This is a genomic window from Paraburkholderia yinzeri (assembly GCF_046581065.1).
Taxonomy (GTDB): domain Bacteria; phylum Pseudomonadota; class Gammaproteobacteria; order Burkholderiales; family Burkholderiaceae; genus Paraburkholderia.
The window spans coordinates 897,722-912,232 of record NZ_JBFOCJ010000001.1; the positions used below are offsets into that span (position 1 = coordinate 897,722).

General features: G+C 67.8%; 16 protein-coding genes. 12 read left to right on the forward strand and 4 right to left on the reverse strand.

The window, feature by feature from the left end; all coding sequences use genetic code 11:
- Positions 1 to 5 precede the first annotated feature (5 nt).
- Positions 6 to 290, reverse strand: coding sequence for a hypothetical protein (locus tag WJ542_RS04335; RefSeq protein WP_411188161.1), 285 nt, complete (start codon positions 288 to 290; stop codon positions 6 to 8).
- Between the two features lie 18 nt (positions 291 to 308).
- Between WJ542_RS04335 and flhF the strand changes: the two genes are divergently transcribed.
- Genes flhF through WJ542_RS04350 form a run of 3 tightly spaced genes read left to right on the forward strand, consistent with a single transcriptional unit; the run spans position 309 to position 4,035 of the window.
- Complete coding sequence (gene flhF, locus WJ542_RS04340) at positions 309 to 2,312, forward strand: flagellar biosynthesis GTPase FlhF (RefSeq protein WP_411188162.1); 2,004 nt, start codon at positions 309 to 311, stop codon at positions 2,310 to 2,312.
- Complete coding sequence (locus WJ542_RS04345; protein WP_411188163.1) at positions 2,305 to 3,258, forward strand: MinD/ParA family ATP-binding protein; 954 nt, start codon at positions 2,305 to 2,307, stop codon at positions 3,256 to 3,258. Before flhF ends, WJ542_RS04345 begins: the two co-directional genes overlap by 8 nt.
- A 45-nt stretch (positions 3,259 to 3,303) precedes the next feature.
- Complete coding sequence (locus tag WJ542_RS04350; RefSeq protein ID WP_411188164.1) at positions 3,304 to 4,035, forward strand: RNA polymerase sigma factor FliA; 732 nt, start codon at positions 3,304 to 3,306, stop codon at positions 4,033 to 4,035.
- Between the two features lie 140 nt (positions 4,036 to 4,175).
- On the opposite strand, the gene WJ542_RS04355 is transcribed toward WJ542_RS04350, so the two are convergent.
- The 3 genes from WJ542_RS04355 to flgA form a co-directional block, all read right to left on the reverse strand.
- Positions 4,176 to 4,622, reverse strand: a complete 447-nt coding sequence (locus WJ542_RS04355) for a flagella synthesis protein FlgN (RefSeq protein ID WP_411188165.1) — start codon at positions 4,620 to 4,622, stop codon at positions 4,176 to 4,178.
- A gap of 34 nt (positions 4,623 to 4,656) precedes the next feature.
- Entirely contained in the window at positions 4,657 to 5,013 is a 357-nt protein-coding gene (gene flgM, locus WJ542_RS04360) for a flagellar biosynthesis anti-sigma factor FlgM (RefSeq protein WP_411188166.1), read from the reverse strand.
- Positions 5,014 to 5,113: 100 nt separating this feature from the next.
- Positions 5,114 to 6,496: a flagellar basal body P-ring formation chaperone FlgA gene (gene flgA, locus WJ542_RS04365; protein WP_411188167.1), complete on the reverse strand. Its 1,383-nt coding sequence runs from the start codon at positions 6,494 to 6,496 to the stop codon at positions 5,114 to 5,116.
- A 215-nt stretch (positions 6,497 to 6,711) separates the two neighbouring features.
- Between flgA and WJ542_RS04370 the strand changes: the two genes are divergently transcribed.
- The 9 genes from WJ542_RS04370 to flgJ all read left to right on the forward strand — a co-directional run bounded on the left by WJ542_RS04370 (position 6,712) and on the right by flgJ (position 14,424).
- Positions 6,712 to 7,227 (forward strand): flagellar basal body protein, encoded by a 516-nt coding sequence (locus WJ542_RS04370; protein WP_411188168.1) that lies wholly within the window; start codon positions 6,712 to 6,714, stop codon positions 7,225 to 7,227.
- 84 nt (positions 7,228 to 7,311) lie between these two features.
- Complete coding sequence (gene flgC, locus WJ542_RS04375; RefSeq protein ID WP_411188169.1) at positions 7,312 to 7,737, forward strand: flagellar basal body rod protein FlgC; 426 nt, start codon at positions 7,312 to 7,314, stop codon at positions 7,735 to 7,737.
- 82 nt (positions 7,738 to 7,819) lie between these two features.
- Positions 7,820 to 8,539 (forward strand): flagellar hook assembly protein FlgD, encoded by a 720-nt coding sequence (locus WJ542_RS04380; RefSeq protein WP_411188170.1) that lies wholly within the window; start codon positions 7,820 to 7,822, stop codon positions 8,537 to 8,539.
- A gap of 26 nt (positions 8,540 to 8,565) precedes the next feature.
- Positions 8,566 to 9,798, forward strand: coding sequence for a flagellar hook protein FlgE (flgE, locus tag WJ542_RS04385; protein ID WP_411188171.1), 1,233 nt, complete (start codon positions 8,566 to 8,568; stop codon positions 9,796 to 9,798).
- A 46-nt stretch (positions 9,799 to 9,844) separates the two neighbouring features.
- Entirely contained in the window at positions 9,845 to 10,603 is a 759-nt protein-coding gene (gene flgF / locus WJ542_RS04390; protein WP_411188172.1) for a flagellar basal-body rod protein FlgF, read from the forward strand.
- A 104-nt stretch (positions 10,604 to 10,707) separates the two neighbouring features.
- Positions 10,708 to 11,496 (forward strand): flagellar basal-body rod protein FlgG, encoded by a 789-nt coding sequence (flgG, locus tag WJ542_RS04395; protein WP_411188173.1) that lies wholly within the window; start codon positions 10,708 to 10,710, stop codon positions 11,494 to 11,496.
- Between the two features lie 31 nt (positions 11,497 to 11,527).
- Positions 11,528 to 12,220, forward strand: a complete 693-nt coding sequence (locus tag WJ542_RS04400) for a flagellar basal body L-ring protein FlgH (RefSeq protein WP_411188174.1) — start codon at positions 11,528 to 11,530, stop codon at positions 12,218 to 12,220.
- A gap of 41 nt (positions 12,221 to 12,261) precedes the next feature.
- Positions 12,262 to 13,416: a flagellar basal body P-ring protein FlgI gene (locus tag WJ542_RS04405; protein WP_411190474.1), complete on the forward strand. Its 1,155-nt coding sequence runs from the start codon at positions 12,262 to 12,264 to the stop codon at positions 13,414 to 13,416.
- A 9-nt stretch (positions 13,417 to 13,425) separates the two neighbouring features.
- Entirely contained in the window at positions 13,426 to 14,424 is a 999-nt protein-coding gene (gene flgJ / locus WJ542_RS04410; protein ID WP_411188175.1) for a flagellar assembly peptidoglycan hydrolase FlgJ, read from the forward strand.
- The last annotated feature ends 87 nt before the right edge of the window (positions 14,425 to 14,511 follow it).

Here is a 14,511-nt window from a genome sequence, read left to right on the forward strand (position 1 = left end):
GTCATTTAATTGGTCTTGTAAAATTGCGGCGACAGGATGCCGGCCAATCTTTCGAGCTTGCCCGCCGATTGACGCGCCCCGTCCAGCCCTTCCCCCTGTCTGTTACCCATCCCACGAATTGCCCGCATTTCTCCGGCTTGATCCATCGATCGTGACAGGGCCGCGTTGGAAATAATTCCATCATCGGAAAAGGTCCTGCGCGCGGCGCGTCGAAGTTGACGCGCGCGGCCCGCAAGGATCGTCAACGCACGAGACCAGCAGCAAACGAAGGCGGCAAGCGTGCCGCTCACCTCTACCGGGGGCCCAGCTTGAACATTCGCAAATTCATCGGCGGTACCAGCCGCGACGCGTTGCGCCTCGTGCGCGAAGCGCTGGGTGCCGACGCCGTGGTGCTGTCGAACCGCACGCTCGACGACGGCACCGTCGAAATCGTCGCGCTCGCGGACAGCGATCTCGCGGCGATCGCACCCGCCGATGCCGCGGCAACCGCCGTTGCCGCACAAGCGGCAGCCGTCTCGAAGTCCGGGCGCCAGGCGCCGGCAGCGACGGCCGGCCTGGGCGCTGCGAATCCTTACGCCGGCGGGGTGCCGGACGTGTTCTCGTCGGTTTTCGGCGCAAGCCCCGAGGTGGGCGCGACGCCGGGCGCCGCAACGGCTTCGTCCGGCCTGTCGGGCTATGCCGGCTACAACGACAGCGGCGACGATAGCGACGATGACGGCGACGACGCCGATGTCTCGGTCGCGCTGAGGGGCGTGCAGAAACCCGACGTGTACGGCACGCCCGCGCAGACCGGTTCCGCGGGGATGCCGGGCGCGCCGGGCGAGACGCTGCCGGGCAGCCGCGCAAACGTTGCGGTGAACACCGCCGGCCAGGCGCCTGCGCCGAACGCCCAGGGCTCCGCGCGCGCCGCGCAACGGCCGTTTGCCGCGCGCGATGCCGCTGCGATGCTGGAGCAGGCCGCCGCGCATTCGATCCTTCCCGATTCGCCCGTCGCGGCGCGGGAGGCGCGCACGATGGCCGAGTCGAACCCCTGGCTCATCGACCACGCGCGCCGCATTGCGAACCAGCAGGAGGCCGTGCGCGCCGCCGGCATCTCGCCGGCCGATGCGATGGCGAAGGGCCTCGGCATGCCCGCCGATCCGGTGCGGCCGGCCGGCGTGGACACCAGCACGCCCGAATGGGCGCGCGAAGCCGCCGAAGTCGCGGCACGCCGCGCCGCCGCGCGTCTTGGCCACGGTCCCGAGGCCGTGGGCCCGGCGCCAACCGCCGCTGCCGAGGCTGCGGGCGCAGCGCAAGGCGTGAGCGAAGCGATCCGTTCTCGCATCGAGCAAGTGGTCAACGAGACCGTGATGAACGAGCTCGCGTCGATGCGCGGCATGATGGAAGAGCAGTTCGCGGGCCTCCTGTGGGGCGAGCGCCAGCGCCGCAGCCCGCTCCAGGGTTTGCTCACGAAGCAGCTCTTCGCGGCCGGCTTCTCGGCTCAGCTCGTGAAGATGATGATCGACCGCCTGCCCGCGGTGGAAACGGAAGAGGCCGGCATGGAGTGGATCCAGTCGGTGCTCGAATCGAATCTGCCGGTGCTGGAAAACGAAGATGCGCTGATGGAGCGTGGCGGCGTGTTCGCGCTGATGGGGCCGACGGGCGTCGGCAAGACCACGACCACGGCCAAGCTCGCGGCGCGCTGCGTGATGCGCTTCGGCGCGAGCCGCGTGGCACTCCTCACCACCGACAGCTACCGGATCGGCGGCCACGAGCAGCTGCGCATCTTCGGCAAGATCCTCGGCGTTTCGGTGCACGCGGTGCGCGACGGCGCGGACCTGCAGCTCGCGCTCACCGAACTGAAGAACAAACACATCGTGCTGATCGACACGATCGGCATGAGCCAGCGCGACCGCGCCGTGGCCGACCAGATCGCCATGCTGTGCGGCGCGGGCCGCCCCGTACAGCGGCTCCTGCTGCTGTCCGCGACGAGCCACGGCGACACGCTCAACGAAGTCGTGCAGGCTTACCAGAGCTCGCCCGACAAGGCGCCGCTCACGGGCTGCATTCTTACCAAGCTCGACGAGGCGACCAATCTGGGCAGCGCGCTCGACACGGTGCTGCGCTACAAGCTGCCCGTGCACTACGTTTCGACGGGCCAGAAGGTGCCCGAGAACCTGTACGTGGCCACGCGCCGCTTCCTGATTCGCAGCGCGTTCTGCGTGCCGCGCGAACACTCGCCGTTCGTGCCGCACGAGGACGACATTCCCGCGCTGCTTTCCGCGCTCTCGCTGCGCACGGGTTCGCAGGCCCACGAGGTTCAGTTTGGATAAGTTCGTGATCGATCAGGCCGAAGGGCTGCGGCGGCTGCTGGCGCGCGTCGGTTCGCGCGTGGTCGCCGTCACGGGCGGCCCGGGAGAGCCGGGGCGCACCACCACCGTGGTCAATCTCGCCGCCGCGCTCACGGAGCAGGGCAAGGACGTGCTCGTGATCGACGAGTGCCTCGGGCCGCGCTCGGTGTGCACGATGCTCGGCGGCGTGCGCGGCGCCGGCAACTTTGCCGCCGTGATGAGCGGCGAGCTGACGCTGGCCGACGCCGTGGGGCGTCATCCGTTCGGCTTCGGCGTGCTGGCCGCCTCGCGCGACAACCGCGCGGGCTACACCGGCGCGCAACTCCAGAAGGTGCTGTCGGGGCCCGCCGACGTCGTGCTGATCGATGCCCAGCTCGACGCCGAAGGCGCCCTGTCACCGCTCGCCCTGCACGCGCACGACGTGCTGATCGTGATGCGCGTCTGCGCGCAGTCGATCACCGACACCTATGCCTGCGTGAAGCGTCTGCATTTCGCGCACGCCATCGGGCAGTTCCGCGTGCTGGCCAACCAGGTGGCGAGCGTGGAAGAAGCGCAGTCCGCTCTCGACAACCTCGCGGGCGTGGCGAGCCGCTACCTGAGCGTCGCGCTGGAAAGCGCGGGCTGTGTGGCCTTCGACCCGCACATGGCGCGCGCGGTGCAGCTTTCGCGCTCCATCGTCGACGCCTTTCCGTCGACGGCGGCCGCACGCGATTTTCGCCATCTCGCCGGCGCATTGCCGCACTGGCCCATGCGGCCGGCGGTGTCGTCGCGCTTGCCGGGCGCGTCGCGCCTTCCGGGCGCCGCGGCAGCCGCTGCCGCGGACGCATTCGTTTCGACCGTTACCGGCGTTCCATCCGGGCCCGAACCGGCCCATGCGGGCTGGCGGGCCGACCCGCCCGCCCAGCGGCCTTCGACACAGCCCGCGTGAGCGGCACCGGGGAACGTTGCAGAGGACATGATGCAGGAGAGCACGATGTACAACGCTCAAGGAAAAATCTCGCAGGCCGACGTGCTCGCGAAATATGCGCCGCTCGTCCGGCGGCTCGGGCTGCAGCTCGTCGCCAAGATGCCCGCTAGCGTTGACCTCGACGATCTGATCCAGGCCGGCATGATCGGCCTCCTCGACGCCGCCAACCGCTACAAGGAAGATCAGGGCGCGCAGTTCGAAACCTATGCGAGCCAGCGCATTCGCGGCGCGATGCTCGACGAGCTGCGCAGCAACGACTGGCTGCCGCGCAGCCTGCGGCGCACCTCGCGCGAGGTGGAGTCGGCGGTCCATCAGGTCGAGCAGCGCCTCGGGCGCGCGGCGAGCGAAACCGAAATCGCCGACCACCTGAGCATGCCGCTCGACGAATACCAGTCGATGCTGCAGGACCTGCACGGCAGCCAGCTCATCTACTACGAGGACTTCGACCGCTCCGCCGAGGACGAGCCGTTCCTCGACCGCTACTGCGTCGATCATTCGGATCCGCTCTCGGCGCTGCTCGACGACAGCCTGCGCGGCGCGCTGATCGAGGCGATCGACCGGCTGCCCGAGCGCGAAAAGCTGCTGATGTCGCTCTACTACGAGCGCGGCATGAATCTGCGCGAGATCGGCGCGGTGATGGAGGTGAGCGAGTCGCGCGTGTGCCAGTTGCACAGCCAGGCCGTGGCGCGGTTGCGCACGCGGCTGCGCGAAATGGCGTGGGCGGGGACGGAGAACTGAAGAGGGCGCGTTTTCTCCAGACCACCCGAAGCCACACGGAAACTAAAAAGCCGAAGCGCAAAACGCTTCGGCTTTTTTTGTTCAGCGCCCGTTCGGGGCAGCCCGCCTCGGACGAATCCCGGAGCCCGTCAGGGCCCCTCTCAAAGCCCGAATGCCGGCAAACGCCCGTCCGGGCCATACAGCATCGGCGTGGAATTGCCCGTGTCGCCGCGCAGGATCGCCAGCGCGCGGCGGTTATGCTCCATGCGCGTGCGGATCATCATGCCGATCGTGAGGTTGCTGCGGCGCGCCCGCTCGGTCGAGCCTTTGAGCAGCGCCCACTGGCCCGCAATGCGTTCGTCGTTCCTGCTCGCCAGTTCGAGCCCCTTCGGGCCCGCCGGCAGGCCGAGGCCCGCGAGTTCGGCGTCGCGCACCTTTTCCAGACCCGCGAGGCGCTGCGTGAGCGTCGTTTTCTGCTCGACGATCTGCGGCAGCGAGCCGATGCCGCCCAAGGTCGTGAGCGCCTTCTGCTCGACGGCGAGTAGCGAGGCGAAGGCCTCCACCGTGGCATGTTCGTCGATCAACGTGGCTAGCAGGGCGTCTTTCATCGTTGCGCTGTAAAAAACGGTAAGGGTACGGGTCTTAATTTCCCGAGGCCGGCTGGAGCAGGTCGCGCGCGGTTTGCAGCACGCCGTCCGCGATCTTGCCGGTGTCGATCTGCAGGGTGCCGTTGCGGATCGCGCTCTTGATCGACTCGACCTGCGCCGTGTCGATGTCGGCGGAACCGCTCGCGGCGAGCGAACGCAGCGACGACGACAGCCCGGACAGGCTCACGTTCGCATCGTCGCCGGCGCTGCCCGACGAAGCCTGCGCCGGTGCAGCCGATGCGCCGCCGGCGCTGGTCGTGCTCGTGGTGCCGGCAGCTTCGCTTTGCTGCGTACGCGCCGCGCTGTCCTGCAGCGGGAGCGTGCCATTGCTGGTGGTGGAGTCGATTTTCACGATGGGCCTTCCTGATCGATTTGATCGTGATATCGGCAAACGGCGGCCCGAACTTTAGCGCGAATCTCCTGCCGTTACATGCTGTTACGTGTGCTGGCGCTCATATCTGGATCTGGACGGTGTTCGCGTCTTTCACGACGCCCGTAATGATCTGGCCCTCAGCCGTACGCACGCGCACCAGCTGGCCGGGCGCGGCGTTGTTGAGCACGCTGCCTTCGGCCGAGATGGTGAAGTTGGCGCCGACTGCGATCACCTTGACCGTCTGGCCGATCATCACCGAGGACGCGCTGCGCAGCATGTCGGTGCGCAGCGGCAGGCCCGCCGAGATGCGCAGCAGCGCGAGGGCGCCGGTAGCCTGCGACGGGTCGGTGACGACGGTGCGCGGCAGGCTCGCGAGGTCGGCCTCGCGCGGCACGAGATCGGCGACGGAGAGCGTCTCGCCCGGCTCGATCTGGCGCCCGGCGACGTAATAGGTGACGTCCACGGCAACCCGCGCGGCGACATAGAGCGTCCACGGCCGCGCGCCAATGCAGCGCACGCCCACCGTCGTGCGGCCCCAGGTGCGCGCACCGGGCGGCATGAACGCTTCGAGCGAATCGCACGCGGCCAGGCCGCGCGGGAACACGGGCGAGACGGTGACGGCGACATTGCCGGGCAAGCCGACCGACTGCTGCTGGAGGAAGGCGAGCGCGGTCTTGCGGATCGTTTCGCCGTCTTCTTGCCCCGCCGGGACCGGCTGGGCAGGCGCCATGGCGACGTTCTGGGGAGGCGGCGCGGCGCGCGCACCGGACGCACCGGACGCGGCGGGATTCGCGTTCGCGACCGCGGCGGCATAGCGCTGCACGGCGGCGGCGCGCGCGTTGGCGGCTTCGTAGGCGGCATTGCTCGCAGCGGGTGCGCTCGTGCCCGACGCTTCGACGACGACCGGCGCCACGCGCGTTGCCGCCGTGCCCACGTTCACGCGAGGCAGCGCGTTCGCGCCGTAGCGCGCGCCGACGGCCGGCGCCGGGGTGGGCATGGCGGTGCCGGGCGCGGGGATCGTGACGACCTGCGGCGCGTCGGCGGCGCTGGCGCCGGCTCGTTCGCCCGGACCCGGAATCGTGATCGTGCCGTTCTGCGCTTCGTCGCTCGCGCTCGATGGAGTCGCCGGGCGTGCGAGCGCCGCGGGGTTCGTTTGCGGGTAGGCCGGGTATGCAGTCGGGTGTGCAGCCGGATAAGCGGCCGGATTGCCGCCCGCATTCGTCGCTGCCGCGGCGCTGCCGGGCGCCGCGAGCATTGCGCTCATGCGAGCCGCATCGGCGCCGCTGCGATCGCCTGGCCCCGCGATATAGATCTGTCCGTCCGCCGACTGCGCCTGCGCGAGCGCAGCGCACGCGAGGCCGCAGCACAGCGCGAGAAGCCGCGCGAGGCTGCCGAACGCACGGCCGCGCGAGCGCCGGTCCATGCCGGCGCGCGGCGCACGGAAAGGGGCAGTCTGCGGCATCGTCGTTCTCCCTCTAATGCATTGACACGCATCGCATTCTAGGCGGCGCTCCTCGCGCGCTTGCGTCGAATAGAGGGGCGCTTTACCGGCTATTCGTCCGATTGGTTCTTGCCAGCCGCACCTAACATTCCTCTCCATGCGAAAAGGTCTGCGCGTTCCGCACGTGCGCCGGCCGCGCCTTTCATTTCGTGCATTTCGTGCAACGGAGGACGCCGATGCTGGACAAACTCGACGCCGAATTCGCCTTCGGCCGCGAAGCGCTCGACGTGCGCGCCACTCGCCAGGCGCTGCTGTCGGCAAACATCGCGAACGCCGATACGCCGGGCTATCTCGCGCGCGACGTCGATTTTTCCGCGTCGCTCGCAGGCGCCCTCAGACAGGCGGGCGCGACGACCCCGGCCGGCATGGCGGCGCCGGAAAGCGGCGGCGCCGCGCCGCTCGCGATGGCGCAGCCGGCGGGCGTGACGAGCGGCATGGCGATGGCGGCCGACGAGTCGGGCCACATGATGGGCAACGCAAAGCTGATCCCGACGGGCGGCCCGACCACGCAGTACTCGAGCCCGCTGATGTACCGCAACCCCGTGCAGCCCGCGCTCGACGGCAACACCGTCGATCTCGACACCGAGCGCGTGCAGTTCGCCGACAACGCGCTGCACTTCGAAACGGGCATGACGGTGCTCTCGGGGCAGATCAAGACCATGATCTCGGCGATCACGTCGGGTTCGAGCTAAGGATGAAGCGCAACGACAGCGCACGACGAGCGGGCGCGCCGCGCCCGGGATACGAGTTCGCATTGCAGTGAGGTCAACGAAACCATGCCATCCCTGATGAATATTTTCAGCGTTGCCGGCTCTGCCATGACGGCCGAGTCGCAGCGCCTGAACGTGACGGCGTCCAATCTCGCCAACGCCGATTCCACCACGGGCCCCGACGGCCAGCCGTACAAGGCGAAGCAGGTGGTGTTCGGGGTCGACCCGCTCGGCGGCGCGCGCACGGCCTCGGGCCAGCAGGTGGGCGGCGTGAAGGTGACGGGCGTAATCGACGACCCGACGCCGATGAAGCAGACCTACGACCCGAGCAACCCGTCCGCGGACGCCAACGGCTACGTGACGATGCCGAACGTCGATCCGGTGCAGGAGATGGTGAACATGATTTCGGCGTCGCGCTCGTATCAGGCCAACGTCGAAACGCTGAACACCGCCAAGCAGCTCATGCTCAAGACCCTGACGATCGGCACCTGAGCGGGGCTCGGGCTGCCCGGTCGGGCAAACGTTACGCAAGATCACACGCAACGAAAGACGAAACGCATCCCAGGAGAACGCGTTGACCACCAATACCACCATCGGCGGCAGCTCCGCCACCGTATCGCAGCAATTGCTCGACACGATGAACGGCACGAGCGCGTCGAGCTCCGTCAGCGGCACGAGTGCGAGCGACCTGCAGCAGACCTTCCTGCAACTGCTCGTCACCCAGTTGCAGAACCAGGACCCGACCGACCCGATGGACAGCTCGCAGATGACCTCGCAGCTTGCGCAGATCGACACGGTGTCGGGCATCAGCCAGCTCAACACGTCGCTCACGTCGCTCTCGACGCAGCTCTCCGCGAGCCAGAACGCGCAGGCCGCGCTGCTGGTGGGTTCGACCGTGCTCGCTTCGGGCAGCAGCTTCGCGGTCACGGCCGCGAGCTCGGGCTCCGGCGACACGGCGGCGCAGATCGGCGTGTCGCTGCCGGCGGCGGTTTCGGACGCGAAGCTCACGATCACCAATTCGGCGGGCCAGGTCGTCAACACGATCGACCTCGGCGCGCAGGCGGCGGGCACGGTGCCGGTCAGTTGGACGCCGACCGATTCGACGGGCGCCGCGCTGCCGGCCGGCACCTACACGATCAGCGCCTCGGCCACGACCAACGGCCAGTCCGCCACGGCCACCGCGCTCGTCGCGAGCCAGGTGACGGGCGTGGTTCAGCAGGCGAGCGGCGCGGCGGCTCTCGAACTCGCCAACGGCAATACGGTCGCGCTGTCGAGCGTGGCCGGCATCGAATGATCACGACATAACGCGGAGCAGAAAACATGGGCTACCAGCAAGGTTTGAGCGGTCTCGCTGCGGCGTCGAACGATCTCGACGTGATCGGCAACAACATCGCGAACGCGGACACCGTGGGCTTCAAGCAGAGCACGGCGGAGTTCGCGGACGTCTACGCCAATACGCTCGCGACTTCGGTGAACAACCAGATCGGTCTCGGCGCGGCGCTGGCGAACGTGCAGCAGGACTTCGCGCAGGGTACGATCGACACGACGGGCCAGGCGCTCGACGTGGCGATCAACGGCAACGGCTTCTACCAGATGTCGAACAACGGTACGCTCACCTACACGCGCAACGGCGTGTTCCAGCTCAATTCGAGCGGCTACATCACCGATTCCGCGGGTAACGAGCTGATGGGCTATGCCGCGAACTCGGCCGGCGTGATCAACACCGCGCAGACCGTGCCGCTACAGGTGCCGACCACCAACATCGCACCGCTCGCCACGACCTCGGTCTCGGCGCAGGTGAACCTGGACGCCCAGGCCTCGGCGCCGACCGTCACCCCGTTCGACCCCACGAATTCGAGCAGCTACAGCTACTCCACCTCGATCACGGGCTACGACTCGCTCGGCGGCACGCAGACGGTCAATCTGTACTACGTGCAGTCGGCCACCGGCTCGGCCGAAGTCTATGCGGTGAACAACGGCACGACGACGGACCTCGGCACGATGACCTTCAACTCGTCGGGCACGCTCTCGGGCACGACGACGGGCGGCGTCGCCACGGCCACCTCCGGCGTCTTCAACCTGAAGATCAACCCGACCGACGGCGCGGCCACCGGCCAGAGCATCGCGATCGACGTCAACGGCACGACCCAGTACGGCAGCGCGAACGGCGTGAACAACCTCACGCAGAACGGCTACGCGAGCGGCACGCTCTCGAACTTCACGATCGGCACGGACGGCACCATCACGGGCAACTACTCGAACGGCCAGACCATGGCGCTCGGCCAGATCGTGGTCGCCAACTTCAACAACCCGAACGGCCTCGTGAACCTGGGCGGCAACCAGTTCCAGGAAACGGCGGCTTCGGGCGTGGCGCAGGTCTCGACGCCGGGCAGCACGAACCACGGCACGCTCACGGGCGGCTCGGTGGAAGAGTCGAACGTGGACCTGACGAACCAGCTCGTCGACCTGATCACCGCGCAGCGCAACTATCAGGCGAACGCGCAGACCATCAAGACGCAGCAGACCGTCGACCAGACGCTGCTGCAGATGTAAGCCAGCGATCGACCACCCATCGGGCACCTGAGGAAACGGGCGAATCATGGACCGACTGATCTATACAGCGATGACGGGCGCCGGCCAGGCGCTCGAGCAGCAGGCCACCGTGGCGAACAACCTGGCGAACGTCTCGACCACGGGTTTTCGCGCGCAGCTCGCCAACTTTCGCGACGTGCCGATGTCGTACGGCGACGGCTCGACCGTAAACGACGACACGACGCGCACCTTCGTGCTGTCGTCCACGCCCGGCTCGGACATGACGCCCGGCGCGATCACGAAAACGGGCAATCCGCTCGACATCGCGATCCAGGGCCAGGGCTTCATGGCCGTGCAGACCCCCGACGGCAACGAGGCGTACACGCGCGCGGGCGACCTGCACGTCGACGAGAACGGCCAGCTCGTGACCGCCAACAACTATCAGGTGATCGGCAGCGGCGGTCCGATCGCGGTTCCGCCGGGTTCCGAGGTGACGATCGGCCAGGACGGCACCGTCTCGGCCATCGCGCCGGGCAGCCCGCCCTACGCGATTGCGGTGATCGACCAGATCAAGTTCGTCAATCCGCCCGCGGGTTCGCTCACGCGCGGCGACGACGGCCTCTTTCGCACGGCCGACGGCAACCCCGCCGACGCGGACCAGACGGTCCAGATCGCGCCGGAGTCGCTCGAAGGCAGCAACGTCAATCCGGTGGCCGCGATGGTTTCGATGATCACCAACGCGCGCCAGTTCCAGATGCAGACAAAGCTGATGACGACCGCCGACCAGAACGACCAGACGGCCGACCAACTGCTGCAGTTCAGCTAGGCATTCAACCAGGCACCTGCCAGGCACCTACCAGGCACCTACACGCCCCATTCGGGCCGCGCCGCGCGCGGCCCGAATGGGGCTAAAACGGGGAGAAACACACCGTGAACCGATCGCTCTACATCGCCGCCACCGGCATGAATGCGCAGCAGGCGCAGATGGACGTGATCTCGAACAATCTCGCGAACGTGAGCACCAACGGCTTCAAGGGCTCGCGCGCCGTGTTCGAAGACCTGATGTATCAGACGCTGCGCCAGCCGGGCGCGAACTCCACGCAGGAGACCGAGCTGCCCTCGGGCAGCCAGGTCGGCACCGGCGTGCAGCAGGTCGCGACCGAGCGCCTCTACACGCAGGGCAACCTGCAGCAGACCGGCAACTCGAAGGACGTTGCGATCAACGGCGCCGGCTTCTTCCAGGTGCAGATGCCGGACGGCACGACGGCCTACACGCGCGACGGCTCGTTTCAGACCAACGAGCAGGGCCAGCTCGTCACCTCCAGCGGCTACCAGGTGATTCCGGCCATCACGATTCCGCCCAACGCCACCTCGCTCACGATCGGCACCGACGGCGTGGTCACCGTCACGACGCCGGGCTCGTCGAACAACACGACCATCGGCTCGCTGCAGCTCGCCATGTTCATCAACCCGGCCGGCCTGCAGTCGAACGGCGAGAACCTGCTGTCGGAAACGGCTTCGTCGGGCGCGCCGATCGTTTCGACGCCGGGCCTGAACGGCTCGGGCACGCTCAACCAGGGCTATGTGGAAGCCTCGAACGTGAATGTGGTGCAGGAGCTCGTGAACATGATCGAGACCCAGCGCGCGTACGAAATCAACAGCAAGGCGGTCACCACGTCCGACCAGATGCTGCAGACCCTGAGCCAGATGTCGATCTGATGTCGGGCATGGAATCGAGGCGGTAAAGAGCATGGCGGTACCTACCCATCTTCGCAGACGCGCGGCGGCCCTTCTGGCCGGCGCGGCCTTCATGGCGCTCGCCGGCTGCGCGTATTACCCGAAGCGGGAGCCGATCACGCAGCAGCCGATGACGGCCGTGCCGCCGCCGCCGCCGCCCAACAGCTCGCCCGGCGCGATCTTCAACCCGGGCTATGCGGGTCGGCCGCTGTTCGAGGATCAGCGTCCGCGCAACATCGGCGACATCCTGACGATCATCATTTCGGAAAACATCAACGCCACCAAGTCGTCGGGCGCCAACACGAACCGTTCGTCCACCACGCAGTTCGGGACCACGAGCTCGGGCTTCCTGAACGGCCTGTTCGGCAAGATGAACATGAATTCCACGGGCTCCAACGTGTTCGCGGGCACCGGCGGTGCCGCCGCGTCCAACACGTTCACGGGCGTCCTCACCGTGACCGTGACGAACGTGCTGCCCAACGGCAACCTCGTCGTGTCCGGCGAAAAGCAGATGCTCATCAATCAGGGCAACGAATTCGTGCGCTTTTCCGGCGTGGTCAATCCCAACACCGTTGCCGGAGACAACTCCGTGCTTTCCACCGACGTCGCCGACGCGAAGATCGAATACTCCGCGAAGGGCGTGATCGACGAAGCCGAGACCATGGGCTGGCTGCAACGCTTTTTCCTGAACGTCGCGCCATGGTGAAGATCCGCTTCCAGCAGGCGCGCCGCTCGCGCGTGAAAGACATGCTCGCCGCCCTCGGCGTGGCGCTGGGCGTCGCGTTCGCGTGCGGGGCGCTGCTCGCCTTCTCCACGCCCGCGCGCGCCGAGCGCGTGAAAGATCTCGTGCAGTTCCAGGGCGTGCGCGACAACCCGCTGATCGGCTACGGCCTCGTGGTGGGCCTCGACGGCACCGGCGACCAGACCACCCAGGCGCCGTTCACGATGCAGACGCTCTCGAACATGCTCGCGAACCTCGGCATCTCGATCAACAACACCTCGAACAGCGCCACCGTGAACGCCCAGGCGCTGGCCAGCATGCAGTTGAAGAACGTCGCCTCGGTGATGGTGACGGCCGTGCTGCCGCCGTTCGCGCGGCCCGGCGAGCAGATCGACGTGACGGTGTCCTCGCTCGCGAACGCCAAGAGCATCCGCGGCGGCACGCTGCTGCTCACGCCGCTCAAGGGCGCGGACGGCCAGGTCTACGCGATGGCGCAGGGCAACGTGGCGGTGGGCGGCGCGGGCGCCTCGGCCAACGGCAGCAAGGTGCAGGTGAACCAGCTCGACTCGGGCCGCATTCCGGCCGGCGCGATCGTGGAGCGCGCGGTGCCTTCGCCCGTGGCGCAGCAGGGCGGCATCCTGCAGATGGAAGTCAACGACATGGACTACGACACGACGCAGCGCATCGTGTCGGCGATCAACAACATGTTCGGCCAGGGCACGGCCATGCCGCTCGACGGCCGCACGATCCAGGTGCGCGGCCCGGCCGACCCCGCCGCGCAGGTGGGCTTCATCGCGCAGATCCAGGATCTCAACGTGACGCCGGCCCAGCCGGAGGCGAAGGTGATCCTCAACGCGCGCACCGGTTCGATCGTCATGAACCAGATGGTGACGCTGCAGAACTGCGCCGTGGCGCACGGCAATCTCTCGGTGGTGGTGAACACGCAGACGGTGGTGAGCCAGCCGAACGCGTTCTCGAACGGCAATACGGTGGCGGCGCGGCAGTCGCAGATCCAGTTGAAGCAGGACAACGGATCGCTCAAGCTCGTGACGGCGGGCGCCAATCTCGCGGACGTCGTGAAGGCGCTCAACGCGCTCGGCGCGACGCCGGCGGACCTCATGTCGATCCTGCAGGCGATGAAAGCGGCGGGCGCACTGCGCGCCGACCTCGAAATCATCTAAGGAACCCGGATGGACAACTCGAAGATCGGCAGCAGCCTCGACCTCACGAACCGCTTCGCGCTGGACGTGCAGGGCTTCGACGCGATGCGCGCGGCGGCCAACGCCTCGCCGCAGCAGGGCGTGAAGGCGGCGGCGAAGCAGTTCGACGCAGTGTTCACGCAAATGATGCTCAAGAGCATGCGCGAAGCAACGCCCGACGACGGCCCGCTCGACTCGAAAGACGGCGACAACTTCGTCTCGATGCTCGACCAGCAGCTTTCGCAGCAGATGTCCGACAAGGGCATCGGCGTCGCCAACGCCATGCTCAAGCAGCTCATGCGGACCATGGGCGGCGCCGAGGGCGCGGACGCAGCGGGCGGCGCAGCCGACGCGCTCACGGGTCTCGCCGGCCAGGGCGCGGGAATGACGGGCGTGGCGGGCGGCAGCGAGGGCAACCTCGCGATGCTCAACGCGCTCGGGCGCGCCTACGGCAACGCTTCGGCCAACGGCTCGCTCGGCAATGGCTCGGGCTACGGCCCGAACGGCGCGCTCGTGCCCGCCGGCGCGAGCGGCGACGCCTCGGTGGACGGCTTCGTGGACAAGCTCGCCAGCGCCGCGCAGCAGGCCAGCTCGGCAACGGGCATTCCGGCGCGCTTCATCATCGGCCAGGCGGCGCTCGAATCGGGCTGGGGCAAGCGCGAGATCAAGAAGGCCGACGGCACGACGAGCCACAACGTTTTCGGCATCAAGGCCTCGAAGGACTGGACCGGCAAGACGGTGTCGACCGTCACGACCGAATATGTGAACGGCCAGCCGCATCGCGTGGTGGAGAAGTTCCGCGCCTACGACTCCTACGACGATGCGATGGCCGACTACGCGGGCATGCTCAAGAACAACCCGCGCTACGCCTCCGTCATCAACAGCGCGCACAGCGCGGAAGGCTTCGCGCAGGGCATGCAGCGCGCGGGCTACGCAACGGACCCGCACTACGCGAAGAAGCTGCTGTCGATCATGAAGCTGATGGCTTGAGGACCGCGCCTGGCTGCCGCGGCAAGCCGGGCGTAAATATCACGGCCTGTAATATTTTTGTGCTGCACCCTAAATTTTCGCGCGACT

Bases quoted from the DNA above. Each gene is read 5' to 3' on its own strand.
- WJ542_RS04350 (WP_411188164.1), top strand. From the start codon at position 3,304: ATGTACAACGCTCAAGGAAAAATCTCGCAGGCCGACGTGCTCGCGAAA.
- WJ542_RS04355 (WP_411188165.1), bottom strand. From the start codon at position 4,622: ATGAAAGACGCCCTGCTAGCCACGTTGATCGACGAACATGCCACGGTG.
- WJ542_RS04370 (WP_411188168.1), top strand. From the start codon at position 6,712: ATGCTGGACAAACTCGACGCCGAATTCGCCTTCGGCCGCGAAGCGCTC.
- WJ542_RS04405 (WP_411190474.1), top strand. From the start codon at position 12,262: ATGCTCGCCGCCCTCGGCGTGGCGCTGGGCGTCGCGTTCGCGTGCGGG.
- flgF (WP_411188172.1), top strand. From the start codon at position 9,845: ATGGACCGACTGATCTATACAGCGATGACGGGCGCCGGCCAGGCGCTC.
- flgA (WP_411188167.1), bottom strand. From the start codon at position 6,496: ATGCCGCAGACTGCCCCTTTCCGTGCGCCGCGCGCCGGCATGGACCGG.
- WJ542_RS04400 (WP_411188174.1), top strand. From the start codon at position 11,528: ATGGCGGTACCTACCCATCTTCGCAGACGCGCGGCGGCCCTTCTGGCC.
- flgJ (WP_411188175.1), top strand. From the start codon at position 13,426: ATGGACAACTCGAAGATCGGCAGCAGCCTCGACCTCACGAACCGCTTC.
- flgE (WP_411188171.1), top strand. From the start codon at position 8,566: ATGGGCTACCAGCAAGGTTTGAGCGGTCTCGCTGCGGCGTCGAACGAT.
- flgC (WP_411188169.1), top strand. From the start codon at position 7,312: ATGCCATCCCTGATGAATATTTTCAGCGTTGCCGGCTCTGCCATGACG.